Origin of the sequence: Actinomadura litoris (genome assembly GCF_009733595.1) — a bacterium.
GTDB lineage: Bacteria > Actinomycetota > Actinomycetes > Streptosporangiales > Streptosporangiaceae > Spirillospora > Spirillospora litoris.
On the sequence record NZ_WOFH01000002.1, the window covers coordinates 700632 to 727078 of the forward strand.

Genomic DNA, 26447 nt, shown 5'->3' on the forward strand with positions numbered 1-26447 from the left:
GGCAACGGGAGGGGAGGGCCGGCGGCATGGACGTCTTCGGCGTGCACGAGCGGCTGATCGAGGACTACTCGGCCTTCACCGCCTCGCTCGTCCAGGTGCGCGACACTAAGATCGCCGAGCATCTGGACCACGAGAACGGTGACAAGGTCCGCTGGCCGGATCCCTGGCTCTCCCTCAACCCCAACTTCGAGCCCGCCGGAACCGTGACCGAGCTGGTCCGGCGCGACGTCCTGCACCCTTACTGCGACCGCTTCTTCCGGGCGAAGAAGAGCGCGGACGACGAGGGAGCGCGGTCGCTCACCCTCCACGAGCACCAGCGGCAGGCCATCGACGCGGCGCGGACGGGCGAGAGTTATGTGCTCACGACCGGGACGGGGTCCGGCAAGAGCCTCACCTACATCGTCCCGATCGTCGACTCGATCCTGCGCGACCCCGCGCCCGGACGGATCAAGGCGATCGTCGTCTACCCGATGAACGCCCTGGCCAACAGCCAGCTCCACGAGCTGGAGAAGTACCTGACCTGGGGGATGGCGGCCGACGACCGGCCGGTGACGTTCGCCCGGTACACCGGTCAGGAGGGCGAGGAGGAGCGCGACCGCATCCTGCGCCGCAAGCCGGACATCCTGCTGACCAACTACGTGATGCTGGAGTACCTCCTCACCCGTCCGGCCGAGCGCCTGCAACTGATCGGCGCCGCACAGGGCCTGCGGTTCCTCGTCCTGGACGAACTGCACACCTACCGGGGGCGCCAGGGCTCGGACGTCGCGATGCTCGTCCGGCGGCTGCGGGACGCCTGTGACGCCCCCGCGCTCCAGTGCGTCGGTACGTCGGCCACGATGGCCACCAGTGCCACGTTCGCCCAGGCGCAGGAGAAGGTCGCCGGTGTGGCGACCAGGCTGTTCGGCACGCCGGTGAGGCCGGACCGGGTGATCGGTGAGACGCTCCGCCGAGCCACCGAGGTCGAGGAGCCGGGCGCGGACGACCTTCGCGGCGGCATCGCCGCGGTGCTCGAAGGTGCCGAACGCGACTATGCCGCGCTCGCGCGGGACCCGCTCGCCGGATGGATCGAGACGACCTTCGGCCTCACGACCGAGGCGCCGACGAACCGGCTCGTCCGGCAACGGCCGCGAAAGCTGCCGGACGCGGCGGAGGAACTCGCGCGGACCACCGGGGAGCCGCGGGACCGGTGCGCGCGGGCCATCGAGGAGGCGCTCCGCCAGGGCTCACGGGCCCGGCATCCGGTGACGGGCTGGCCGCTGTTCGCGTTCCGCCTCCACCAGTTCCTCTCCAAGGGCGACACGGTCTACGTCAGCCTGGAGCCGGAGAACGAGCGACACATCACCAGCCAGTATCAGGTGAGCGTCCCCGGGCAGCGGGAGAAGGCGCTGCTGCCGTTGGCGTTCTGCCGCGAGTGCGGGCAGGAGTACCTCGTCGTCGCCCGCACCCGGAGGTCGGACGGCGTGTTCTACACGCCCCGCCAGGACCAGGACGCCGCCGGCGGCGACGCGGCGAACGGCTACCTGTACCTCAGCGCCGACGAGCCGTGGCCGGTCCAGGATCCGATCGGCGCCGGTCGCCTGCCCGACTCCTGGTACGACACCGACGAGAGCGGCGCCCCCTACGTCCTGCCGGCGCTTCGCGATCACCTGCCGCGCGAGGTGTGGCTGGGCGTGGACGGCGCGGAGCGGCCCGAGGGCGACGGCGTCCGAGCCGCCTACTTCTCCACGCCTTTCCGCTTCTGCCTGCGCTGCCGGGTCTCCTACACCCAGACCCGCGGGAAGGACTTCGCCAAGCTCGCCTCCTACGCGGCGGAGGGCCGCAGTTCCGCCGTCTCGGTGATCAGTTCCAGCATCGTGCGCAGCCTGCGCACGCAGGAAGGGCTGAGCGACGAGGCGAAGAAGCTCCTCACGTTCGTCGACAACCGGCAGGACGCCAGCCTCCAGGCGGGGTTCCTCAACGACTTCGTGCAGGTCACCCAGGTGCGCGGGGCCTTGTTCCGGGCCGCGCTCGCGGCCGGCGAGCGAGGGCTTACCCATGAGGGCGTCGCGCAGGCCGTGGAGGACGCGCTGGGCCTCGCCATGGAGGACTTCGCGCAGAACCCGGGGGCGAAGTTCAGCCAGAAGGAGAACATCAGGCGCGCCCTGCGGCTGGTGCTGTCGTACCGCCTCTACGCGGACCTGGAACGCGGCTGGCGGGTCACGATGCCGAACCTGGAGCAGACCGGCCTGATCCGTTTCGGCTACCTCGACCTGGAGGAGATCGCCGCCGACGAGGAGAGCTGGCGGGACGCCCACCACGTTCTCCGCGACGACGATCCGACCCACCGGGCGGCGCTGATACAGATCGTCCTGGACGAGATGCGGCGAGCCCTCGCCGTGGACATCGACGTCCTCACCCAGCAAGGCCAGGAGCGGATCGAAGGGCTGTCGGACCAGCTTCTCAAGGGCACCTGGGCGCTGCCGCACGGTGAGCCGATGGTCAGGGCGCGGACGGTGTTCGCGGTCCCGTCCGGGCGCGGGGGCAGTCGCGGCAGCGTCCACTTCACCGGCCGGAGCGCCGTCGGGCGCTACCTGCGCAGGCCGAAGGAGTTCCCCCACCTGTCGGACACGTTGTCCGTCGCTGACGCCCAGGAGATCATCGCCAGCCTGCTCAAGGTCCTGGAGGACTGCGGGCTGCTCACCGTCGAGACCGAGACCCGCGAGGGCGTGCGCGGCTACCGGCTCAAGGCGTCGGCGCTGGTCTGGCGCGCGGGCGACGGCATGTCGGGTGCCGCCGACCCGCTCCGCAAGGTCGTCGATCCCGAGGTCGGCGTCCGCGTCAACCGGTTCTTCCGCGACCTCTACCAGGAGACGGCGGGTCGCCTCACCGGGCTGGAGGCGCGCGAGCACACGGCCCAGGTCCGCAACGAGGACAGGATGCAACGGGAGCTGGACTTCCGCGAAGGAAGGCTGCCGCTCCTGTACTGCTCGCCCACGATGGAGCTGGGCGTCGACATCGCGACGCTCAACGCCGTCGGGATGCGCAACGTCCCGCCCACCCCGGCGAACTACGCCCAGCGGTCGGGGCGTGCCGGACGCAGCGGCCAGCCCGCCCTCGTCACGACCTACTGCTCCACGGGACGCGCGCACGACCAGTACTACTTCCGCCGCTCCGACCTGATGGTGGCGGGCAGCGTCGAACCACCCCGGCTCGACCTGACCAACGAGGACCTTCTCCGCTCGCACGTCCACGCCATCTGGCTGGCGGAGACGGGTGTGTCCCTGCATTCCCGGATGGCGGACGTCCTGGACATCTCAGGCGAGGAGCCCTCCCTGGACATCCACCCGCATCTGCTCGACCAGTTCGCCGACGAGACCGCCCGCCGCCGCGCGACCGCCCGGGCGGGCCGTGTGCTCGCCGACCTCGCCGCTCCGGGCAGCATCGAGGGCACAACCTGGTGGTACGAGGACTGGGTGCGCGACGTCGTCCGCGGGGCGGCCCGCAGGTTCGATGACGCCTGCGAACGCTGGCGCCAGCTCTACCGCGCGGCCCTGGCCGAGCAGCGCGAGCAGAACCGGCGGGTCCTGGACCACTCGACCGAGTCCAGAGCGCGGACGCAGGCGCAGCGGCGGCGCATGGACGCCGAGAACCAGATCAAGCTGCTGAAGAACGAGGACAGCGAACAGCAGTTCAGCGACTTCTACACCTACCGCTACTTCGCGTCCGAGGGGTTCCTGCCCGGCTACTCCTTCCCCCGCCTTCCCCTGGCGGCCTACATCCCGGGAGAGCGCAGGCGCGGCGCCTACATCCAGCGGCCCAGGTTCATCGCGGTCGGCGAGTTCGGGCCGGGCGCGCTGATCTACCACGAGGGCGCCCGCTACCAGGTCAGCAGCGTCCAGGTTCCGGCGGGCGCCGAGGCGGGCGAGGTCGCCACCACCGAGGCCCGCATCTGCGGGTCGTGCGGGTACTGGCACTCGCGGCAGGCGGGCGTCGACCGGTGCGAGGAGTGCGACGCCGAGCTCGGCGGCGCGCTGTCCGGGATGATGCACCTCCAGACCGTGCACACCGTCCGGCGCCAGCGCATCTCCTCCGACGAGGAGGAGCGGCGCCGCGCGGGCTTCGAGTTGCAGACCGTGTACCGGTTCAGCACACACGGCACCCGCCCGGGCCGGCTGCACGCGGAGGTCGAGGGGCGGGACGGCGCCCGGATCGCCGACCTCGTGTACGGGGACGCCGCCGCGATCCGCGTCATCAACCGGGGCCGGCGGCGGCGCAGGGACGCGAGCGACGTCGGCTTCTGGCTCGACCCGATCCGCGGCCGCTGGCTCAGCGAGACGTCCGCGGCCGGCCTCATGCCCGAGGACGAGGGCCTCCGCCCGCTCAAGGACGCCGCCCGCGCGGTGAAGGTGGTCCCGTTCGTCGAGGACCACAAGAACATCTGCGTGATCAGGCTCGGCCGCCGGGTCTCCGAGACCGAGGCGGTCACCCTGCGCTACGCGCTGGAGCGCGGCATGGAGGCCCACTTCCAACTGGAGGACTCCGAGCTCACCAGCGAAGGGCTGCCGGACGCCGACGACCGCGGCCGGATGCTGTTCGTCGAGAGCGCCGAGGGCGGCGCCGGCGCCCTGCGCCGCCTCCACGACGAGGGGGAGGCGCTCGCCGAGATCGCCAGGACGGCGCTGCGGATCATCCATGTCGACCCTGGCACCCTGGAGGACCTCGGCTCCGCGCCCGGCGCCCGCGAGCGCTGCGAACGCGGTTGCTACGACTGCCTGCTGTCCTACACCAACCAGGTCTTCCACCAGCGGATCGACCGGCACTCCGTCATCGACCTCCTGGCCGAGCTGGCCGGGGCCTGGACGGGTGCGCGCGCCGACCAGCGGGGCACCGTCGAGGAACACGCGACCGGCCTCGCCGACGCCTCCGGCAGCGAGTTGGAGCGCCGATTCGTCACGTTCCTCAAGCAAAGGGACTATCGTCTGCCGGACGAGGCCCAGACGCTCGTCGCCGACGCCCTGGCCCGCCCCGACTTCGTGTACCGCCTGCCCGCGGGCCCCGTCGCGGTTTTCGTCGACGGTCCGCACCACGGGTACTCGCAGGTGTGGGAGCGCGACGTCCAAGCGGAAGGACGGCTGCTGGACCTCGGCTGGCTGGTGGTCCGGTTCAGTTATGACGGGGAGTGGGACGAGATCGTGAGCGGGTACCCGAGCGTCTTCGGCACTGGACGGGGCGACGCCTGATGGCGGCTCCCGCGGGCATCGCCGCGCCCGTGTACTCGCCGGGTTCCCTCGTCGCCGCGCGCGGCCGGGAGTGGGTCGTCCTGCCCGAGTCCACGGACGGCTTCATCGTCGCGCGCCCCCTCAACGGCGATCGGGAGTTCACCACCGGCCTGTTCACCGACGAGGTCGAGCCCGCGAGCTTCCCCCGCCCGTCCGCCGACCCGGGCGAGGTCGGCGACAGCGTCGCGGCCGGCCTGCTGCGCACCGCGATGCGGATCGGGTTCACCTCCGCTGCCGGGCCGTTCCGCTCGCTCGCCGCGATCGCCGTGGAACCCCGGCAGTACCAGCTTCTCCCGCTGTTGCTCGCCCTGCGCATGGACACCGTCCGGCTGCTCATCGCCGACGACGTCGGCATCGGCAAGACCATCGAGGCGGCGCTGATCGCCAAGGAGCTGATCGAGCAGGGCGAGGCGGACCGGCTGACCGTGCTGTGCTCGCCCGCGCTCGCCGAGCAGTGGCAGGCCGAGCTGCGCGACAAGTTCGCCATCGACGCCGTTCTCGTCCTGCCCTCCACGGTGACCAGGCTCCAGCGCGACCTGCGCTCGGACGAGTCGCTCTTCGAACGCCACCCCTACACGGTCGTCTCCACCGACTTCATCAAGGGCGACCAGCGCCGCGCCCAGTTCCTCCGCGCCTGCCCCGATCTGGTCATCGTGGACGAGGCGCACACCTGCGTCCCGGCGGGCGGCGCCGCGACGACGCTCCGGCAGCGCCGCTACGACCTGCTCAAAGAGATCGCCGAGGATGCCGACCGGCACCTGATCCTGGTGACCGCCACCCCGCACAGCGGCAAGGAGGAGGCGTTCCGCGACCTCATCGGCCTGCTCGACCCGGCGCTCGCCACCGTCGACCTGGAGACCGAGAAGGGCCGCGACCGCCTCGCCCGCCACTACGTCCAGCGGCGCCGCCGCGACATTCGCCGCTACCTGGACGAGGAGACCCGTTTCCCCAAGGACCGGATGCTCCTTCCCGTCCCATACGAGCAGAGCGAAGGCCAATCCGAGCTGATGCACAAGGTCCTCTCCTACGCCCGGGAGACCGTTCGCGACCCGGTCACCAGGGAGGTCCGGCGGCAGGTGCGCTGGTGGTCGGTGCTCGCGCTGCTGCGCTCGGTGGCGTCCTCGCCCCGCGCCGCCGCCGCGACGCTCACCGCCCGGTCCGCGGCCGACGCCGCCGAGACCGTCCCCGAAGCGGACGAGCTCGGCGCGCGGGGCGTCCTCGACATGATCGAGGACGAGGCGCTCGAAGGCGTCGACGTCGCGCCCGGCGCCGACCACGAGGAACTGTCCGCGCGGGCCCGCGCCCGCATGCGCGCCATGGCGGCCGAGGCCCGCGCGCTGGAGGGCGCGGAGCACGACGCGAAGCTCCGCAAGCTGATCGACGAGGTCAAGGCGCTGCTCATCGAGGGCTACGACCCGATCGTGTTCTGCAAGTACATCCCCACCGCCGAGTACGTCGCCGAACACCTCGGCAAGGCCCTCGGACGCAAGGCCGGCGTGGAGGCGGTGACGGGCACGCTCCCACCCGCCGAGCGCATCGACCGCATCGAAGAACTCACCCGGCGGTCGAAGCGCCGCGTCCTCGTCGCCACCGACTGCCTCTCCGAGGGCGTCAACCTCCAAGAGCACTTCAACGCCGTCGTCCACTACGACCTTGCGTGGAACCCGACCCGGCACGAGCAGCGGGAAGGCCGCGTCGACCGGTTCGGGCAGCGCAGCACGAAGGTCCGCGCCATCACCCTGTTCGGCACCGACAACGGCATCGACGGCGTCGTCCTGCACGTCCTGCTCCTCAAGCACGCCACGATCGCGAAGCAGACCGGCGTCGCCGTGCCCGTTCCCGAGCGCAGCGAGACCGTCGTCAAGGCCCTCGTCGAGGGCCTCCTTCTACACAGCAAGGACCCCGACCAGCTCGCCCTCGACTTCGAGGACGACCCGGCCACCAAGAAGCTCCACCGTTCCTGGGAGAGCGCCGCCGCCCGCGAATCGAAGGTGCTCACCAAGTACGCGCACTCCGGGGTCAAGGAGCTGGACGAGGTGCGGCGCGAGGCCGCCGAGGCCCGCACCGCGGTCGGCCGCCACACCGACGTGGCCCGGTTCGTCCGCGAGTCGCTGTCGGCGATGGGCGGCGCCGTCCAGGTCGGCGAGCAGGGGTTCAGCGTCCAGACACAGGGCCTCCCGATCGGTGTCCGGCACGCCCTCGGTCTCATCGGCGCCGCCGAGGACGAGTCGAAGCCGCCACTCCTGGAGTTCCTGAACGACGTGCCCGCGCCCACCGGCAAACACGCCCTCGTCCGCACGGACCCGTCGGTCGTGGCACTCGCCCGCCATGTCGTCGACGCCGCCCTCGATCCCGAGCTGCCGGATCGGGAACGGCCCGCCCGCAGCTGCGGCGCGATCCGCACCACGGCCGTCACGTCCCGGACGACCATGCTCCTCGTCCGCTACCGCTTCCACCTGACGCTGCCGAGACCGCCCCGGCCGGACGACCCACGGCCCGACCCGCGCACTCTTGTCGCTGAGGACGCCCAGATCCTCGCCTACAGATCGGTCCGCCCCCCCACCGGGGACACACCGGTCCCGGGGGACACGGGCGGTCGCGAATGGCTCACCGACGACGAGGTCACCGCACTGCTCGGCGCGGGCCCGGACGCGAACGTGCTCCCCGAACTCGTCCAGCGGGCCGTCAAGACGTCCATCGACGAACTCGGCGACCCGCCCGCGCCCGGCGAACCCGCGCCGCCCGGCTCCGTCCAGGCGGAGTTGGACGCCCGCGCCGCCGGACTGGCGGACCGGCTGGAGGCCGCGCACCGGCGCGTCCGGTCGTCGGTCGGCGCGATCAAGCGCGGCTTGGACGTCCGGCCCCACGACCACGCCGACGTACTCGGCGTCTACGTCTACCTGCCCGCGGGAGGCGCCCGGTGAGCGGCTCGCCCTACACCGCCGTCCACATCGAGGGCGGCCTGCTCTCCGCCGACCTGATCGAGCTGATCAGGTCCGGGACCAGGGAACTGCCGGGCAACCGCCCCGAGGACTACCATCTCGCCGCCGGGGAGCGGATCGGCGAGGCGGCCAGCCGCAAATGGGACTACCTCAAGGGCGCCTACCGCGCCTTCCGCGAACGCCTGGACGCGCTTCCGCCGACCGACTCCGCCGTCACCGAGACCCGCGAGCGCTGGCTCCTCCGCCTCTTCGACGAACTCGGCTTCGGACGCCTCGCCTATGTGCGCGGCGGCATCGCGGCCGGGGAGAAGACGTACCCGGTCTCCCACCAGTGGGGCGAGCACGTCGCCGTACACCTGCTCGGCTGGCACACCGACCTCGACCGCCGGACGAAGGCCCATGGCCAGACCGGCCGTGCCCCGCAGTCGATGCTCCAGGAATTCCTCAACGTCAGCGACGCCCACCTTTGGGGCGTCCTGTCGAACGGGCGCGTCCTGCGCATCCTACGCGACTCGTCCGCACTCGTCGGCTCGGCATACGTGCAGTTCGACCTGGAAACCATTTTCGACGGCGACCTGTACCCGGAGTTCGTCCAGCTTTTCGCCCTCCTGCACTCGTCCCGGTTCGAGCTTCTTCCGCGCGACGACGGCGGCGATCCCACGGTCGCCGACTGCTGGCTCGAACGGTGGCGCGCCCACGGCATCGAAACCGGCAGCCGCGCCCGCGAGCAGTTGCGCCTGAATGTCGAACGCGCCCTGAACGAACTCGGCACCGGCTTCCTCGAGGTCAACCAGAAACTACGCGACGACCTGGCGAACGCTCGGCTGACCCGCCAGGACTACCGCCACGAACTGCTCCGCCTCGCCTACCAGCTCATCTTCCTTTTCGTCGCCGAAGGCCGGAAGGCGCTCCTCGTCCAGGACCCGCCCGACGCCACACCTGAGCAGCGAGCCGAGCTTCAGGCCGCCCGCGACCGCTACACGGACTATTTCTCCGTCGAACGCCTCCGCCGTATCTCGTCCCGCCGCCGGGGCGACCGCCACAAGGACCTGTGGCGGACGCTCGTCGTGGTCCTCGACTCCCTCGGCACGGACGACGGCCATCCCAAGCTCGGCCTGCCCGCGCTCGGCGGCCTGTTCTTCCGCGCCGGAGACCCGCTCAATGACGCCGGTCTCGCGCCCGATCTGCTGCGCACCTGCGAACTCACCAACGAACGCCTCCTTTCCGCCATCCGGCTCCTCACCACCTTCAAGGACAAGAAGGGCAGCGCCCACCGCGTCGACTACCAGCACCTCGGCGCGGAAGAACTGGGAAGCGTCTACGAGTCGCTGCTCGAACTCGAACCCCAGATCGACAACGCCGAACCCCGCTTCTGGCTGGAGAACCTGCGCGGTAACCAGCGCAAGACCACCGGCTCGTACTACACGCCCACGGCCCTCATCGACGAACTCCTCAAGACGACCCTCGACCCGATCATCGAGGAGTACGCCCAGTCGGGAAATCCTGACGACCTCCTGAAAATCACCGTCTGCGACCCGGCCTGCGGCTCCGGCCACTTCCTCGTCGCCGCCGCCCGCCGCATCGCCAGGAAGTACGCGATCATGTGGAGCGGCGACGACGAGCCGACGCCCGCCGCCGTCCGCGAGGCGATGCACAAGGTCGTCGAGCGGTGCGTCTACGGCGTGGACCTGAACCCGATGGCCGCCGAACTCGCCAAGTTCTCGCTCTGGCTCGAATCGCAGGAACCCGGTCGTCCCCTCGCCTTCCTCGACAGCCACATCAAGGTCGGCAACTCCCTCCTCGGCACGACCCCCAAGCTGCTGATCCAGGGAATCCCGGACGAGGCGTTCAAGCCCATCGGCGACGACGACAAGAAAATCGCGAAGCGGTTCCGCACCGAAAACACCAAGGAACGCGATCGGCAACTCGCCCTTCAAGGTGATGGCCTTTTCGAACTGATTCGGCCCCCGGAGGACACCTCCGAACTGACACGCCAGGCCACCGCCCTCAACCGGATGCGCGTCGGCTCCATCGCCGACATTCGCGAACAGGCCCGCCGCTTCCGCGCCCTGCTCGACTCCCCGGACCTCGCCAACCGCAAGCGCCTCGCCGACGCCTGGTGCGCCGCGTTCGTTTTCCCCAAGCAGAAGAAGCCTCGCCCTATCACGTCAGCCACCCTTCAAATCATGGGCGGGGACGATGTGGCCAAGACGGACTTCGCCCAGGCCACGCCCACTGCGGAGATGGAAGACGAACTCGACAAGCTCATCGAACAGTACGGCTTCTTCCACTGGCACCTGGAATTCCCGGAGATCTTCCTCGTCGGCAACGACTCCACCCCCGACGCCAACCACGACACGGGCTGGCAGGGCGGCTTCACCTGCGTCCTCGGCAACCCGCCGTGGGAACGTGTAAAGCTCCAGGAGCAGGAGTTCTTCGACTCCCGCAACGACAAGATCGCCAAAGCCCGCAACGCCGCCGCGCGTAAGAGGCTCATCGAGCAACTGAAGATGAGTGAGGAGCCAACAGATCGGGCTCTTTATGATGATTTTCAGGAGGAGTTGCGCAAGTCTGCGGGGTGGAGCCATCTACTCCGCTCGTCGGGTCTCTACCCGCTCACTGGACGCGGTGATGTTAACACCTATTCGGTATTTGCTGAAACGGCCCGAACTATCGTCGGCCCACACGGCCGCAGCGGCCTCGTGCTGCCCACTGGAATTGCCACCGATGCCACCACGGCGCCATTCTTCAGCGAACTTGTTCAGAGTCAAGCACTAATTCATGTTCTTGGCTTTCGCAACAATCGCGGACTTTTTCAAGGAGTTGGACATGGAGATGTGCGCTTCTGTCTGATTGCGTTTGGCGGGCGCAAGGTCACGGTCGAATACTTTATGCTGGCTTTTGACTTGGGGCTGCCCTCGGAACTCAAGGACATGGGCAGGACCTATCGGTTGACCAAACGTGATGTTGAGCTTGTAAATCCGAATACTCGAAACTGTCCGACATTTAAACTCCCGCGGGATGCACGCATCGTGCGCAACATTTATGAACGTTTGCCAACATTGTGGAGAGAGCGTCCCGGTGGCAATATATGGAATCTCTCTTTTGTGCGCATGTTTGATATGGCGAGCGACTCTAGCTCGTTTGCAACCTTCAATCAGTTGACTGCGGAGGGCTGGAGTCTCGAAGGTAACATTGCCACTCGGGAAAATGAGCGGATGCTTCCTCTCTATGAGGGGAAGATGGTCTATCATTATGATCACCGATTCGGAGACTATCGCGAAAGAGGTGCCGAGCGCATAGACAGTGTCTTGCCTCGCGTTTCGGACGCCAACAAGATGAATTCTCGGTTCTCGGTGCTCCCGCGTTACTGGATTTCGGAAAAGGAAGTGGAAGACCGGCTGGCTGGCCGGTGGGATAAGAAGTGGCTCCTGGGGTGGCGGGATATTGCCCGTAGCACAGATGAACGAACTGCGATTTTTGGTATATTGCCCCGTTCTGGCGTCGGGCACACGTTTCCGGTTGCGCTAGTGTACTCGGAGAAGGTGGCATGCCTTTATGCAAATGTCACCTCACTCGTTTTCGACTATGTGCTGCGTCAGAAGATGGGTGGCACTCATTTGACCTACGGGTACCTTAAACAACTTCCTGTAATAGCTCCCGGTGCTTATGATGCTTCTGTTACGTGGGAAGTAGATACTCGGCTTCGGGAATGGCTTGAGGTTCGAGTCCTTGAGTTGACTTATGTTGCATGGGAATTGAAGGCTTTTGCTTGTGAATTGGGGGATCAAGGGGCCCCCTTTATGTGGAACAATGATCGGCGTATGGTTTTGCGTTCAGAGTTGGATGCTGCGTACTTCATTTTGTATGGCGTGGACCGGCAGGACGCAGAGTCGATCTTGGACAGCTTTGATGTACTAAGGCGCAACGATCCGGAGCGATTCGCGCGGACGAAGGCGCTAATCCTGGACGTTTACGATGCGATGGCGCGGGCGATGGAGACGGGGAAGCCGTACAAGACCATCCTCGACCCGCCGCCAGGAGAAGGTCCGCGCCATCCGGAGAGGTGATTGGGGCGAAGAACAAGACGGCCTGGGGCGATTGGCTCGTCCCAGGCCGCTAGTGATGACGGGGGTCAGTGGCTGGCTGCGCGGATTCTGTGAAGGAAGGTTCGCCACTCATCTCGGGTGAACTCCAAGGTCGGGCCTGCTCCGTGCAGTTGGGTGTCTCGTACGCCGATCGTGCCGTCAGTGGCTTGGCCCACTTCGACGCATTCGCCATTGGGTTCGCTGTGGCGCGATTTACGCCAGTGGTGGAAGTCTCCGGTCATGTTCTCGATCCTGCCTGGTCGGTTAGCCGGTTGGCTACCCGTTCGAGGAAGGCGATGCTGGCTTGGCGAGAGAGCGCGGCATCCCGGAGGCGGTCATACACCCTGGTATGCTGCACCACTTCTCGTCGCTTGGTGAGTACGAGATCGGCGGTGACGGTGTCAACCACCGCCAGCGGCGAGTCACCTGGTTCGGGGAACGTGTAGAGGTAGAACGACGACTTCGGCAGGAAGCCGCCAGGAATTCTGGTGTCGTGCAGCAGCACTCGGACACTGACCCGTTCCTCCGCAGAGACCACCCTAATCATGTGTCGAAGCTGGCTACTCATAGCGGGCGGCGGTACGGCCAGACGATGGACGATGCACTCGTCCAGGACGATTTCGTAGGACGGCCCGCCTGGCCGCAAGAGCTCATGTTGCCGCCGCGTACGGGCTTCGGCCATGCGTTCGGGCACGTAATCGAGCTTGCCCTGGCACTTGTCCAGGTCGACGAGCGCAGAAATGAACTCGGGTGCCTGGAGAACTGCGGGCATCGCAGTCTGGTTGTAGGCGCGGACGGTGTCGGCGCTGTACTCCAGGTCCGCGTAGAGCTTCTGGCGGGGACCCATCGACATCCCGTACCTGTCCCACCAGCCCTTCTGGCCGGCCTCGCGGGCAAGCTTGACGAGTCTGTCGTACTCGCTGCCGGTGACCCCGAGGATGTCCAGCATGTCCAGGAAGTCGTTGAGGTTGGGGCGGACCTGGGCGTTCTCCAGGCGGGTGATCTTCGTTCGGGAGTGGAAGACGAGCTTGGCGAGGCCATCGGTCGTGAGGTCGTGACTCTCGCGGAGTTTGCGGATCTCAGCCGCCAACCGGCGGCGTCGGACGTAGGGGCTCGGCATGACCGCCTCCCGTGGGGCATCGCCGCCTGGATCGGCGGCTAACTCTGAGTTACGGCACTAACCGGGACTGTAGCGGCCAACGGGTGGGGCGTCGCGACAAATGGGCAGGTCGGGGGCGCGTCAGAGGATTCCAGACGTGCGAATTCCGCACGTGCGTCCTTCGGACGGCTTGTAGCGGGCGGCGGTGCGGGGTCGCGCGGTCAGTTCGTGGACTTCACGGTGAGGTGGCTGCCGAGGTAGCCGATGTAGATCTTCCCCGTGTTCTTGACGTCGTCGAGGTAGTGCATTCGGGGTGCGCTCATACCCGCGCCGCCGCCCAGGCGGACATGGGCCCACATGTACGCCCTTCCGCCGGGGGCCACCTCGGGCGGGACGGGCAGCAGCCGTTCCCGGCGCATCTTCGGGTTGGTTCTCACGGTCTCCGACTCGTCCGGGCCGACCTTGCCCGCGCTGATGGCGTGGGCGCCGGGATCGGGGCGCTTGCACCAGTCTGCGAAGCCGCCGGAGACCCGCCCGGCCGCGCTCGCCTCCGCGTAGTCGTTCATGGCGAGCACGGCCTGCCATGCGCACTGCGCCCAGGACGACGCGGCCGGCATGATGTCCATGCTCCGTGGGTGGTCGCGGTCGCCGCTGAAATCGATCCGCTCCAGGCCGTCGATGCGCTCCAAAAGCTCCTCGAAGGAAGTAGGCAGGATCGTCTGCTCGTCGGCCGGAGCGTACGCCTCGGTGCTCCGTCCGACCTCGACGAGGCGCCTTCGCAGCGCCCGCACCTGGTCCTCCAGTGACTCGGCGCGCTGGTTGACGCGGTCGAACTCGGCTGTGAGGGCGTTCAGCTCCTCGTTGCGGTGCGCGAGGAGGTCTTCGGTCCGTTCCGCCTCCGCGACCAGCTCCAGTGCCGCGTCCAGGGTGCTCTGGAGGCGGTCCGTCTCGGCGCGGAAGGCTTCTGTGGCCCTCTCCACGGCTACTGACGGGGCGAGCTCGGGCCTTTCCTGGGCGAGCAGCGCCCTGCTGAGCCCGGTGAGCGGACGGGGGAGGCGCGCCTCCGCGCTCAGGCGGCGCGGCAGGCCCGCGAGGAGCGCCTTGGCGCGGCCCTGGTTGTCCTCAATGCGGGGCGCCGACAGGACGCGGTGGCGGAGCGCGTCCTCCGCGCTCGCGGGGTCGGCTCCCGGCAGGTAGGTGCGGACGGCACCGCCCCAGACCCCGTGGGAGTCGCCGACCTCGTCGTTGAACTGGTCCGTGGCGTGCGGGTCGAGCAGGTAGAGGCTCGCCAGGCCGGCGGCGTTCCGCACCGACTTGGCGACCATCGCGCGCCAGTCGTGGAAGTCGTGCCGCGAACTGGCGCTCGCGACGAGCGCGGGCGTCCGGCGGTCCGGATCGCAGATCGTCTCGATGAGCGCGTCTACGTCCGGCGGACGAACGAGGATCGGCGTCGCCCGCAAATGGGACAGGGAGTCGCGGGCGTCGACCGCGTCGAGCAGGGCGCGGGCGAGCCGGGGGACCCCGGCCTGCGGCGCCTGGGCGGGCTCTTGTTCGTGGGGCCCGCTCGCGGGTGAGCCGAGGAACTCGACGTCCAGCCAGAACCAGCTTCGGGCCTGGTCGCGTACCTTTCCGGGCGCGTGCACCGTGAGCGTGGACACCCAAGCGCCGCGGTCGGTCGGCTCGCGGAGCTGCCACCGCTTCGTCTGCGTGCCGTCCATCGCGTTGCGGGCGAGGACGAGCAGGGTCTGTCCTGCCGGGCCCACCTTCGGCATGCCGCGGTCGAACGCGTGCTGGTCAAGGCCCTTCTCGCCCAGCCAGCTGCGCAGCTGTTGTTCCGCCGCTGGAAACGCCTCATCGGCCCGCAGCACCGTGTGAAAGATCGACCGGTATCGCCCCGTCGCCATCGCCACATCCTTCGCTTATTTGCCGCTCGCCGCGTTTTCGGGAACCGGATGTGGGAGCAGAAGCGACGAGTTACCAGATAGACGTGCCGGACGACCGTGGGGTTTACCCGAAGAGGTCCGCACGTGCCGGAGTGTGATGTGCGACGTCGGCGTGTGCGGTTGACGCTTGTGCCGAATGCCTCTCCGGGCCATCTGAATTCTGGTTCTTCGTGTTCAGAGTGCGACCGGCTGTGACGCTTGCCTCGTGGACAAGGAGTGGCTCGACAGATCCGCAATGTCGTTCCCGACATGATCAGAGGTGGTTCCGATGTCACCGGTGATGCTCCTGGCAAGAGAGTCCGTGCCGCTGTGCTGGCGGCGAACCTTCCCCGGCGGTCCCGAGCAGGCCCGCGCCGTCCGGCGGTTCGTCGGCTGCCTGCTGGCGGGCTGTCCCCACCTGGACGACGTGCTGCTGGCCGCCGACGAACTCGTCGTCAACGCGATCCGGCACACCAGGTCCGGCCGGGACGGCGGGACGTTCGCCGTCGAGGTCGCCCGGTGCGGCGGCGTGATCGTGGTGTCGGTCGCCGACCAGGGCGGCCCGGGGGAGCCCGCCGTCACCGACGCGGACGAGTTCGCCGAGAGCGGGCGCGGGCTGCGCACCGTCTGGCGCACGGCCCGGAGCTGGGGCTGGCACGGCAACGGCGACGGCCGCACGGTCACCGCCGTGTTCGCGGCGGGGTGCGCCGCGTGAGGCTGCCGGTTGGCCGGAGGCACACCGAGATCAGCCGGGGAGTGCACAGTGCGATGACGATCGCGATGCGCGCGGACGTGCACGCGATCGACGCCGGCCTCGTGGAGGGCGGACGGCTCGACCTGAACAGTCGCAAGTTCGTCGGCCAGGCGCGGGGGCTGGTGCTCGCCTGCGGCGCCGCGATGACGCGCGTGCTCGCGGCGCACCGTCCCGGCGACGATCCCTATGGCCGCGAGATCTGTCTCGGCTGCGGCATCCCCGACTGCCGGACGCTGCGGGGCGTCGACCACGTCCTCGCCGCCTACTCGGTGCGCCCGGTGGTCGTCGACCGCGCGGAGGCGTGGCGGCGCGCGGACGCCTGCCTCCGCCCCGGCGGTCGCCCGGTGCCGCTGGCGGTCGAGGAGTTCTCCGCCGGGTTCGTCGCCCGGCCCGTCGAGATCGCGGCCGGGGACACCTACTTGCTGGTCGTGGACCGCTATACCGGTGCCCTCAGCCGCTGGCCGCTAATGCCCTTCGAGACGCTGGTCGGCGAGTACGAGCGATACCGCGCGGGAGGCTAGGCGCCCGGCAGCGCGGCCGCCAGCTCCCTCATGGATTCCAGGAAATCCTGGCGGTCGCGTGCCCGGAACCGGGAGAAGAACCAGTTCGGGACGCGCGACTGGGCGACACGGGTGCGGTAGACCGCGTCCTGGACTTGCCGCGCCAACGTCAGCAGGTCGCGCGTCCGGGCGGGGCCGGCCCTGCCGGAGGTCCGGGCGAGGTGCTCGTGGACGAGGCGCAGCACCCGCTCCCGTTCGTCCGCGATCATCCGCTGGCCGCGCTGGGTGTCGATGCCCAGCAGCAGCACGCCGAGGGACGGCAGGTACCAGCGCAGCACCAGCTCGGTCAGGCCGAGGTCGGCGGCCACGCCGACGAGCAGGCCCATCGCCGCCCATCCCGCGGTGGCGCCCGCCACGGTCGTGGCGTACCGGCGCCGGACGCGGGCGCCCCAGCCGAGGTTCTGGTGCTGGCAGCCGAGGACGTCGAACGGCCTCGGCAGATCCGGGATCTCGTAGTAGTCGCGCAATGGCCCGTCGTCGCCACGGAACCTGCGGTTCAGCCGGCTCACCTCGTGCGCGGGCACCTCGTCCCCGGCGATGACGCGGTTCCAGGGGATCAGGAACAGCCGCACGTCGAACATCTCCTGGAGCAGCGCGGCCCTGCGCAGTTCGCCGTCCGCCCAGAAGGACGCCCCGGCTGAGTACGCCAGGGCCCAGAGCGCCCCCAGGACGCTCACCCAGGGGAGGCTGCCGGTGAACGAGGCGAGGAGGCCCAGCGCCGCCATCGCCATCGCGGCGGCCATCCGCAGGGCGTTCAGCCTCCGGACCCGGGCATGCGACACCGACATGGCGCGCAGCAGTGCGAGGAGCGCGGGATCGTTCTGACGCTCCCTGAGCGTAGGTCTCCCTTCGGGCACCGTGGCCTCCGGAGATGGATGTCCCCATGCCCATGGTCGCTCCCCAGGACACCATGGCGGGACGTACGCGAATGCGTCACGCAACACAACATGTGCTGTGGATCTCGGATATGGGTAGGGAGCGGGCTGGGTCGGCAGGTTCGGGGTGCCTCCACGCCGCCCTGCCCGGAGGCGGAGGTCCGGTGCCCGCCTCGTGATCTCGCCCTGTGGAGGGCCGGTGGGAACCGCGTCGCGGACGACGGCCGACGACCTTGAGGCGAGCTTCGACCGGGCGACCGCCCGTGCGCTCCGGCGCTGGGCGCGGAGCCTCAACCGGACGGTGACCGTACCGCGTCGCCCCTGGCGAGGCGCGGGGCACTCCGGAGCCCTCCTCGCCGCCGTCATCCTCGGGTCGGCCGAGCCGGACGCCGCGCGGCGGCCGGAGAAGCTCATCGTCAAGGTGTGCCCGCGCGCGCTGTCGGAGGAGGAGACACGGCGGCACGAGCACGCGTGGCAGTCGCATCCCGCGTTCGCCGAACGGCACCTGGTACGCCAGCCGTACGCGCCGCACCCGATCGGCGACGGCCGCTCCCTGATGTTCCAGCGGATCGCCGGCCGCCTGGAGGAGATCGCGCCGCTCAGCCTCCTCGGTGCCGAACGGCGCCCGGTCCTGCTCCGCCGGACGACCCGGGTCGTCCTCGACGAATGGAACGGGGCCGGGCCGCTGCTGGCGTGCGCCGACGCCGACGCCTACCTGCGGGCCGAGACCCGCCACTCCGCGAACGACGACACCTGGTTGGACGAGGTCGGCCTGTCGGACAGGGACAGCGCCTGGATCTCCCTGGGAACCGGTGGCGCCGTCCCCAACCCGGTCCACCTGCTCGGCCCGGACTCGATCATCGCCGGTGTCCAGATCGACTACCTTCAGGGCCACGCTCACGGGGATCTGCACCTCGCGAACGTTCTGGCGCCCGTGTCCACGGGCCAGCGATCTCGGCTCTCCGACCTGCGGTTCGTCGACCTGTCGGCCTACGCGCCGGACGCCCCGCTCACCCGCGACCCGGTCACGCTGATGCTGTCGGCCCTGCTCCCGGTCGTCGGCGCCCTGCCTGAGGACCAGGCCGAGGAACTGCTGCGGCACGTGGTCTCGCCACGGCGTGCCTTCCCGGCGCTGCTGCCCGCCGCCTACGCCGATGCCGTCTGGGCGATCCACGAACCGGGGATGGCCTTCGCCGGCTCCCTCGGCGACGAGTGGCGGACCCAGTACCTGCTCTCGGTGACCGCCCACGCGCTGGTGCACAGTACCTACGACAACGCCGGCGCGGCCGGCCGCTGGTGGTTCGTCCGGCTCGCCGCGGGTGCCGCGTCCGCGTTCGCTGCCGCCAACGATCTTGTTCCGCCGCGACACGCGCCCGGGGCCGAGCCGCCCCCGGTCGACGATGCCGGTCGACGAGCCGGGCAGGACGTCACATCCCGGACGGGCCGCGACGCCGCCACGCCGCTGCGGGACACTTTGATCATGCTGCCCCCCTACCCTGGGCCGGTGATCGAGCGGTTGGAGCTGATCGAGCAGGTCATCGCGGTGTTGCGGGAGCCGGCGCGCAACGTCGTCGAGGTCGGCGCGGTCCTGGAGGGGACGGGCGGGTTCGGCAAGACGGTTCTCGCCCAGCAGGTGTGCCGTCGCGAGGAGGTCGCACAGCTCTTCCCGGACGGCGTCCTGTGGGTCGACGTCGGGGAGCACCTCGCCGGCGCCGACCTCGCGGCCAAGATCAATGATCTGGCGGAGCTGGTGGGCGGGCACCGTCCGACGTTCGCGGTGCCGGAGGTCGCCGGCGACCATCTCGGCCGCGTCATCGGCGACCGGGCGATGCTGCTGGTCGTCGACGACGTGTGGACTGCGGCGCAACTCCGGCCCTTCCTCTACGGCGCGCCGCGCTGTGTCCGCCTCGTCACCACCAGGAACAGGGCCGTGATCCCGCCGGAGGCCCGTGCCGTCGCGGTCGGGCAGATGGAGCCCGCCGAGGCCGCCGACCTGCTGACCACCGGCCTCACCGGGTTGGCACCCGGTGACCTGGAGGACCTGCTGCGGATGACCGGCCGCTGGCCGCTGCTGCTGTCGCTCGTCAACCGGGCGGTCCGGCAGACGGTCAGGGACGGCGCCGCCGAGGCCGACGCTGCCCGCGAGGTCGCGGCGCGGTTACGGGCCGGCGGTCCGTCCGCACTCGACCTGACCAGTGCCGACGACCGCCGTTTCGCGGTGCGCGCCACGATGGAGGTCGGGCTCGCCCGCCTTCCCGGCGAGCGGCTCGACCGCCTCCTCGAACTTTCGATCTTCAGCGAGGACACCGAGATCCCCCTCCGCGTCCTCGAACCGTACTGGCACGCGACCGGCGGGCTCGACGCTGCGGAGACCGCCCACCTGTGCCGGACGTTCGCCGACCTCTCGCTGGTGTCGCTCCGCCAAGGGGCGGGCCCGTCTCCCGCGGAGGGCCGTCGCCCCGCACCCACCGGGACTTCCTCGACCGTGCGCCTTCACGATGTGGTCCGCGCCTACCTGCGTGCCCGCACCGGGCAGGAAAGGCTGGTCGCGCGCAACAAGGCGTTCCTGGACGCCATGAGACCGTGGACGGAGAACAGCACCGGCGGAGCCACCGCGTGGTGGACGCTGCCGGACGACCTGGACTACCTCTGGCGGTCCCTCACCTACCATCTCGCGGAGGCCGGGCTGGGCGACGAGCTCGCGGCGCTCGTCACCGACATCCGCTATGTCACCGCCAAGCTCCGGCTGCTCGGACCGGTCCCGGTGGAGGCGGACCTCGCCCTCGGCACCGGCCCGGTCGCGCGGGAGCTGCTGTGGGGGTTGCAGCGTTCGTCGCACCTCCTCGCCGCCACCGACCCGCCGCACGCCGTGGGCGACATCCTCTTCAGCAGGCTCGGCCGGATCGCGGGGCTCGGAGCCGAGCCTCCGCCGGGTCGGCGGATCGAGGCGGTGTGGCCGCCGCCCGACCTCCCCCATCCCGCGCTCCGCCGCATCATTCACGGCCACACCGCGCCGCTCGGCGCGTGCGCGCTGAGCCTGGACGGAGAGCGGCTCGTCACCGCCGGCGACGACGCCGTCCGTGTCTGGGACATGGTGACGGGCTGGCTCCTGCACGTCCTCGACGGGCACACCGGGCCGGTCCTGTCATGCGCGATCGCCCCGGACGGCACATGGGCCGCGACGACCGGCGACGACGGCACCGTCCGGCTGTGGGACCTCACCACCGGGACCGAGCGCGCCGTCCTGGCCGGCCACCGGGGGGTCGTCCGGCGATGCGCCGTCAGCCCCGACGGCACCTGGCTCGCGAGCGCCGGCGACGACCATCTCGTCCGGCTGTGGGACGCCGCGACCGGCGGCGAGCGACTCAGGCTCGCGGGCCACACCGGTGCCGTCCGCGGCTGCGCCATCGGCGGCGACGGACGGACGGTGGTCAGCGCCGGCGGTGACGGTACGGTCCGCGTGTGGGACGCCGAGGACGGCCGCGCCCTCGCCGTCGTCGGCGCGCACGCGGGCGCCGTCCGGTCATGTGCCGCCAGCCGGGACGGCACCTGGGCCGCCAGTTCCGGGGGAGACGGCGTCCTGCGGCGCAGCCCGATCCGGCCGGGCGGCCCCGAGCTCACCATGACGGGCCACCGCGGATCGGTGCGCTGCTGCGCGATCAGCCCGGACGACACCCTCATCGTCAGCGGCGGTGGCGACGGCACGATCCGGCTCTGGGACGCCGCCACCGGCCGCGCGCTGGCCGTCCTGTCCGGACACGACGCGGCCGTCCGCGGCTGCGCCGTCAGCGAGGACGGCGCGTGGCTCGTCACCGTTGGCGAGGATCGCACGATCCGTACCTGGGACGTTCACCGCGCCCTCGACGCGCCGGCCCCCGAGCGGCCGAGGCGCGCCGTCGTCCGCGCCTGCGCCGCGTTCCCGGCGCAGGACCGGCTGGTCGCCGGGAGCACCGACGGCGGCGTCCGGATCTGGGACGTGAACGACGGGCGGCTCCTGCGCGCCCTCGCGGGGCACGACTCGACCGTCCGGTGCTGCGCGGTGAGCCGCGACGGCGCGCGCGTCGCCACCGGCGGCGACGACCGGCTGATCCGGTTGTGGGCGTCGGCGACCGGCACGTCGCTCGGGGTTCTCAGGGGGCACGACGCGGCCGTCCGCGACTGCGCCTTCGGCCCCGACGGGTCATGGCTCGTCAGCGTCGCCTCGGACGGGGTGATCCGGGTCTGGAAGGTCGCCTTCGGGCACCTCCTGCGCGAGTTCGGCCACCCGGGTGTGGCGATCTGGTCGTGCGCCCTCTCGCCGGACGGCGACTGGCTCGCGACCGTCGGGGACGACTCGCTGCTGCGCCTGTGGGACCCGTCGTCCGGCGCCCTGCGCGCGGAACTTCCCGGGCACCGCGGGACCACGCTCGCGTGCGCGGCCGGGCCCGACGGGACCTGGGTGGCCACCGGCGGCAACGACCACCGCGTCCGGTTCTGGGATGTGGCCGCCCGCCAGGAGCGGGCTGTCCTGGAAGGACACGAGGCGTGGCTCAACGCCTGCTGCGTCAGCCCCGGCGGCGGCTGGGCCGCGAGCGCGGGCTACGACCCTTCCATCCGGGTGTGGGACGTGGAGCAGGAGGCCGGCCTTCGCGAGCTGACCGGGCATTCCGGAGTGGTCTGGGCGCTCGCGTCCGGTGGCACCGACGACTGGCTCGCGAGCGCCGCCGGTGACGAGACGATCCGGATCTGGGACGTGGCCACCGGCCGGACCCGGACGGTCATCGATGTCAACGCGGCGGCCGTCCGCGACTGCGCGGTGTCCCCGGACGGCCGGTGGGCGGTCTGCGTCGGAGGAGGCGGCCGTGCGTACCTGCTGGATCTCGGCAGCGGAGAACGCGTCGATCTCTCCCCCGGCGCTCCCATCGCCTACAACGCCTGCGCGGTCAGTCCCGACGGACACGGCGTCGCCATCGCCGGTGAGGACGGCCGCGTCGTGCTCCACGACCCGTCCACGGGCGCGACCCGCCTCGTCCTGCGGCATCCCGGGGCGGTCCTGGCCTGCGCCTTCGCCCCGGACGGCGCGTGGCTCGCGACGTCCGGCGGCGACGGCTCCACGGTCCTCTGGAGCCTGCCGGGAGGGCGGGAGCGCGCACGGTTGACGGGCCACCACGGCTGGACGCGTTCGTGCGCCGTCGCCCCGGACGGAACCTGGATCGCGACCGCGGGCGACGACGGGACCGTCCGCGTATGGGACGCGCGCGGCGCGACGTCGCGACTGACCCTTCGCCATGACGGCGTCCGCTCCTGTGCCGTCGCCCCGGGCGGGGATTGGATCGCCAGCGCCGGGGAGGGCGCGACACGCCTTTGGGATCCGTCCGCGGGGAACCTGCTTCGCGAGCTCCCGGCGTCCGGGAGCGTCCTGGCCTGCCCTGTGAGCGACGACGGCCGCCTGCTCGCCGCCGTCGTCGCGGACGGCTCGATCGACGTGTGGGACGCCGACCATCGGAGGGTCACCGCAATGAGGACGGAACGTCCGTTGCGAGGGGCCGCGTGGATACCGAGGTCGCACGAGTTGTGCGTGATAGGGGACGCCGGTGTCTACCGATACAAAATTACGACATAGGCATTCGAAATAGCAGAAAACGCTAGATGACTGGAATGTCAGAGGGGTGTCTGACAGCCTCGATCACGTGACCAGTCGAGCCGAGACCACCGCGGACATGGCCTTCGTCGCCGTGCGACTCCTGACGGACCTCCCCCCGCATACGCCCGCCGCGGGCGTTACCTATGGTGACCTGCGCACTCGGCTCTTCGACGCGATTCCCGACCTCGCGTCGCGCTGGAGGGAAATGGTGGGGGACGGCTGGCAGGACGTCTCCTATACCGAGTTGCAGTGGGCGAGCATCAGCCTGGTGAAGGCCGGGTGGCTGTGCAAGCGTGACCGGAAATGGTTTCCGACCGGGCTGGGGCGCGCCGCCCTCGCCGAGTTCCCCGATGCCACGGCGTTCTTCGCCGAAGCGAACCGGGCCTACTGGTACTGGGATCGCAACAAGGCCCGCTTCCAGACCGCCATCGGATACGCGGAGGCGCTGCCGGAAGGCCGGTGGGTCTCGATCGCGGACATCGCGTCCGAGACGGACATCACGACGACCGCGCTCGTCCGCGTGCTTCTGGGAAACCGTCCAGAGGGGTGGTACAGGCTGCTCGACACGGATGGGTCCCTTCCGCGCGAGGCCCATCTCACCGAGCCCGAACGAGCGGAGTGGCTCGCCCTGCTGGCGGAGGAGGGGGTTCCCTTCCCGGACGGGCGGGCCGATCCGCAGCGCCGCATGGTGCCTTCCGACTTGCAGCTGAAGGTCGCCTCCGGCGATGACGCGCGTGCGCGGCGCGCCTGGCTCGTCCGTGCGTCCAACGTTCCCGGCGGCGACTTGATCACAGACGTGTGGCTCCCCGAGAAGGTCTGCTCTCTGTCCGCGGCTCGGTTGAGCGACCTGCCGCCCGGTGCGTCTCGGCAGCAGGTCTTCGAGGCGGTGCGAGAGGACTACTCAGGAACCGGCACCAAGGACCAGGAGCGGCTCGCCGGGGAGTTCCACGCCTTCCTCTCCCGCATGGGGGAGAACGACATCGTCGTCACCAACGACGGCAGCGAGGTCTACCTGGGAGTGATCGCCGGCGATCCGTCTTTCGTCAGCAGCGTGGGCAACCGCGCCAACCTCCAGCGGGCCGTGCGATGGCGCAACGCGGATCGGCCGATCGACTACGACGACCTTCCCGACGACTTCTCCGTGCTGGTGAGCAACCCCGACGCGGAGATCGTCGAACTCACCTCCTCGCTCCCGGAGTTGGAGAAGCTCCTGGGGGAGCCCGTCGAGGTCGTCGAACAGCCGATGCGGCTGCCCGACGCGACCGACAAGCTCGCGCGAGAGTTGCTGGTCGACCGCGAGTGGTTGCAGGAGTGCGTCGAACAGCTCCGCGAACGTCCCCAGCTCATCTTCTACGGACCGCCCGGGACCGGGAAGACGTACCTGGCGCGCCACCTCGCCCGGCACCTGACCTCGGGAAGGCCGGAGGGCGTCCAGCTCGTCCAGTTCCATCCCGCCTACTCCTACGAGGACTTCTTCGAGGGCTACCGTCCCAAGCAGGCCGAGGACGGCACGATCTCGTTCGACCTCGTGCGGGGGCCGTTCCGCAGGCTGGTCAGCGCCGCCCTCGCCCACCCGGGCCGCCCCTACGTCCTGATCATCGACGAGATCAACCGCGGCAACCTCGCGAAGATCTTCGGTGAGCTGTACTTCCTGCTGGAGTACCGCGACGAGCCGGTCAACCTGCTGTACGCCCCTGAGGAGGACCGCGGTTTCACCCTGCCGCGCAACGTCCTCATCATCGGCACGATGAACACCGCCGACCGCTCCATCGCCCTCATCGACACGGCCATGCGGCGGCGCTTCTGGTTCACCGAGCTCCATCCCGACGAGCCGCCGACCCGCGACATGCTCGCCGAATGGCTCAAGAAGGAGGAGCTCACCGACGAGCCCGCGCGGCTGCTCGCCGAGCTCAACCGCCGCATCGAGGACCGTGACTTCAAGATCGGCCCGTCCTACCTGATGCGTGAGAGCGCCGCCACCGAGGTCGGCCTGGCACGCATCTGGCGAACCCAGATCCTGCCGCTGCTGGCGGAGCACCACTACGGCGACGGTACCGACGTCGAGGCGAACTACGGTCTCGACGCGCTGCGGCGGCGGCTCACATGACCGTCGTCCACCTCCGTGAGAACGGACCCTGGACCGAGCACGAGCTCACCTCGGAGCAGGCCGGCGCCTTAGCCGCCGGGAAACTGGTGCGCGTGACGCCGGGGCCGCGTTCGGGGCTGTGGCGGGTATGTGACAACGGTTTCGTCGGCGCCGCGCGGACCGGGCCGGCCCAGGACCCGATCGATCTCCGCGTTCAACCGAAGATTCGCATCGACCGCCTCTTCTTCCTCCTGGGTTACGCCCGGAAGCCCCGTGGCTGGAGGCAGGAGGAGGTGGACGCGGGCGAACGCTCCGAGCTGTTGCCCGCGCTCGCTCATGCCTTCGCCCGGGCCGCCGAACGCGCGCTGAGCCAGAGCGTCCTGCTCGGATATCGCGAGACGGAGGAGGCACTGCCGGTCGTGCGCGGCCGTGTCCGCGTGAAGGAGCAGATCCAGCGCCGGTTCGGTTTCCCGGTGCCGGTCGAGGTGCGGTACGACGACTACACCACCGACATTCCCGAGAACCGGCTCCTGCTCACCGCGACCCACCGGCTGCTGCGCCTGCCGGGCGTCCCGGCGGACACGCGCAAGCAGCTCCGGCGCCTGCTGCTCCGGCTCGACGGCGTGACGCGGCTCGTTCCGGGCATGCCGGTACCCGGCTGGATGCCGACCAGGCTCAATGCCCGCTACCACACCGCCCTCGGCCTCGCCGAGCTCGTGCTGCGCGGCACGTCCTACGAGCTCGAGGACGGTACCCCTGTCCGGGTCGACGGCCTGATGCTGGAGATGTGGCGGGTCTACGAGGACTTCCTCACCGTCGCCCTCGCCGAGGCACTGCGCCCCCACGGCGGGACCGTCCGGTTGCAGGGCACCCGCCATCACTTCGACCACGCCCGGCAGGTCTCGCTGCGCCCCGACCTTGTCTACTACACCGTGGACGGGCGGCCGCGGGCCGTGGTGGACGCGAAGTACAAGATCGAGAAGTCAGTGGGCAAACACGAGTCGGACCTCTACCAGCTCCTCGCCTACTGCACCGTGCTGGGACTGGACCGCGGCCATCTCGTGTATGCGGAGGGGGTGGGCGCCCCCTACGCCCACCACGTGGTGGGGACACCGGACCTGCGCATCGTGGAGACGGCGCTCGACCTTTCGCTGCCCTCCGGTGACCTTCTCGCGCAGGTCGAGGACCTGGCGCACCAGATCCTCACAGGAAGCTTCTGATACGGCGGTCAAGCTCCGCG

12 protein-coding genes are annotated in these 26447 nt (G+C 70.0%); 8 read left to right on the forward strand and 4 right to left on the reverse strand.

What is annotated here, in order from left to right; genetic code table 11:
• Nucleotides 1–26 precede the first annotated feature (26 nt).
• The 3 genes from GNZ18_RS07600 to GNZ18_RS07610 are packed head-to-tail and all read left to right on the forward strand — an operon-like array spanning nt 27 to nt 12270.
• Nucleotides 27–5219, forward strand: a complete 5193-nt coding sequence (locus GNZ18_RS07600; RefSeq protein ID WP_156215455.1) for a DEAD/DEAH box helicase — start codon at nt 27–29, stop codon at nt 5217–5219.
• Nucleotides 5219–8182, forward strand: coding sequence for a DUF8741 domain-containing protein (locus GNZ18_RS07605; protein ID WP_156215456.1), 2964 nt, complete (start codon nt 5219–5221; stop codon nt 8180–8182). Before GNZ18_RS07600 ends, GNZ18_RS07605 begins: the two co-directional genes overlap by 1 nt.
• Complete coding sequence (locus GNZ18_RS07610) at nt 8179–12270, forward strand: Eco57I restriction-modification methylase domain-containing protein (RefSeq protein ID WP_312874362.1); 4092 nt, start codon at nt 8179–8181, stop codon at nt 12268–12270. The genes GNZ18_RS07605 and GNZ18_RS07610 overlap by 4 nt, the downstream gene beginning before the upstream one ends.
• Nucleotides 12271–12335: 65 nt before the next feature.
• On the opposite strand, the gene GNZ18_RS07615 is transcribed toward GNZ18_RS07610, so the two are convergent.
• From GNZ18_RS07615 to GNZ18_RS07625, 3 genes are all read right to left on the reverse strand, one after another.
• Complete coding sequence (locus GNZ18_RS07615; RefSeq protein WP_156215457.1) at nt 12336–12530, reverse strand: DUF397 domain-containing protein; 195 nt, start codon at nt 12528–12530, stop codon at nt 12336–12338.
• Nucleotides 12527–13408 (reverse strand): helix-turn-helix domain-containing protein, encoded by an 882-nt coding sequence (locus GNZ18_RS07620; RefSeq protein ID WP_156215458.1) that lies wholly within the window; start codon nt 13406–13408, stop codon nt 12527–12529. The genes GNZ18_RS07615 and GNZ18_RS07620 overlap by 4 nt, the downstream gene beginning before the upstream one ends.
• 200 nt (nt 13409–13608) lie before the next feature.
• Nucleotides 13609–15291: a hypothetical protein gene (locus tag GNZ18_RS07625; RefSeq protein ID WP_156215459.1), complete on the reverse strand. Its 1683-nt coding sequence runs from the start codon at nt 15289–15291 to the stop codon at nt 13609–13611.
• Between the two features lie 307 nt (nt 15292–15598).
• Here GNZ18_RS07625 and GNZ18_RS07630 point away from each other — a divergent pair, with 307 nt between their 5' ends.
• Together GNZ18_RS07630 and GNZ18_RS07635 are read left to right on the forward strand one after the other, a co-directional pair.
• Nucleotides 15599–16024 carry an ATP-binding protein gene (locus GNZ18_RS07630; protein ID WP_156215460.1) on the forward strand — a complete coding sequence of 142 codons (426 nt, stop codon included), beginning with the start codon at nt 15599–15601 and terminating at the stop codon, nt 16022–16024.
• Nucleotides 16025–16077: 53 nt separating this feature from the next.
• Nucleotides 16078–16584 carry an SUKH-4 family immunity protein gene (locus tag GNZ18_RS07635; protein WP_156215461.1) on the forward strand — a complete coding sequence of 169 codons (507 nt, stop codon included), beginning with the start codon at nt 16078–16080 and terminating at the stop codon, nt 16582–16584.
• Here the strand turns inward: GNZ18_RS07635 and GNZ18_RS43045 are convergent.
• On the reverse strand, nt 16581–17567 hold the full coding sequence (locus GNZ18_RS43045) for an S-4TM family putative pore-forming effector (protein WP_312874363.1): 987 nt from the start codon (nt 17565–17567) through the stop codon (nt 16581–16583). The genes GNZ18_RS07635 and GNZ18_RS43045 overlap by 4 nt on opposite strands.
• Nucleotides 17568–17697: 130 nt before the next feature.
• On the opposite strand from GNZ18_RS43045, the gene GNZ18_RS07645 reads away from it, so the two are divergent.
• The 3 genes from GNZ18_RS07645 (at nt 17698) to GNZ18_RS07655 (ending at nt 26427) form a co-directional block, all read left to right on the forward strand.
• Nucleotides 17698–23100: an NB-ARC domain-containing protein gene (locus tag GNZ18_RS07645; RefSeq protein ID WP_156215463.1), complete on the forward strand. Its 5403-nt coding sequence runs from the start codon at nt 17698–17700 to the stop codon at nt 23098–23100.
• Between the two features lie 67 nt (nt 23101–23167).
• A complete protein-coding gene (locus GNZ18_RS43575) occupies nt 23168–25228 on the forward strand; it encodes an AAA family ATPase (RefSeq protein ID WP_156215464.1) in 2061 nt (686 codons plus the stop codon).
• The gene (locus GNZ18_RS07655; protein ID WP_156215465.1) at nt 25225–26427 is read left to right on the forward strand and encodes an McrC family protein; all 1203 of its coding nucleotides are present in this window, start codon (nt 25225–25227) and stop codon (nt 26425–26427) included. The genes GNZ18_RS43575 and GNZ18_RS07655 overlap by 4 nt, the downstream gene beginning before the upstream one ends.
• Nucleotides 26428–26447 lie beyond the last annotated feature (20 nt).

Coding starts and splice junctions, on each gene's coding strand:
- GNZ18_RS07600 (WP_156215455.1), top strand. CDS start 27: ATGGACGTCTTCGGCGTGCACGAGCGGCTGATCGAGGACTACTCGGCC.
- GNZ18_RS07605 (WP_156215456.1), top strand. CDS start 5,219: ATGGCGGCTCCCGCGGGCATCGCCGCGCCCGTGTACTCGCCGGGTTCC.
- GNZ18_RS07615 (WP_156215457.1), bottom strand. CDS start 12,530: ATGACCGGAGACTTCCACCACTGGCGTAAATCGCGCCACAGCGAACCC.
- GNZ18_RS07620 (WP_156215458.1), bottom strand. CDS start 13,408: ATGCCGAGCCCCTACGTCCGACGCCGCCGGTTGGCGGCTGAGATCCGC.
- GNZ18_RS07625 (WP_156215459.1), bottom strand. CDS start 15,291: ATGGCGACGGGGCGATACCGGTCGATCTTTCACACGGTGCTGCGGGCC.
- GNZ18_RS07630 (WP_156215460.1), top strand. CDS start 15,599: ATGTCACCGGTGATGCTCCTGGCAAGAGAGTCCGTGCCGCTGTGCTGG.
- GNZ18_RS07635 (WP_156215461.1), top strand. CDS start 16,078: ATGACGATCGCGATGCGCGCGGACGTGCACGCGATCGACGCCGGCCTC.
- GNZ18_RS07655 (WP_156215465.1), top strand. CDS start 25,225: ATGACCGTCGTCCACCTCCGTGAGAACGGACCCTGGACCGAGCACGAG.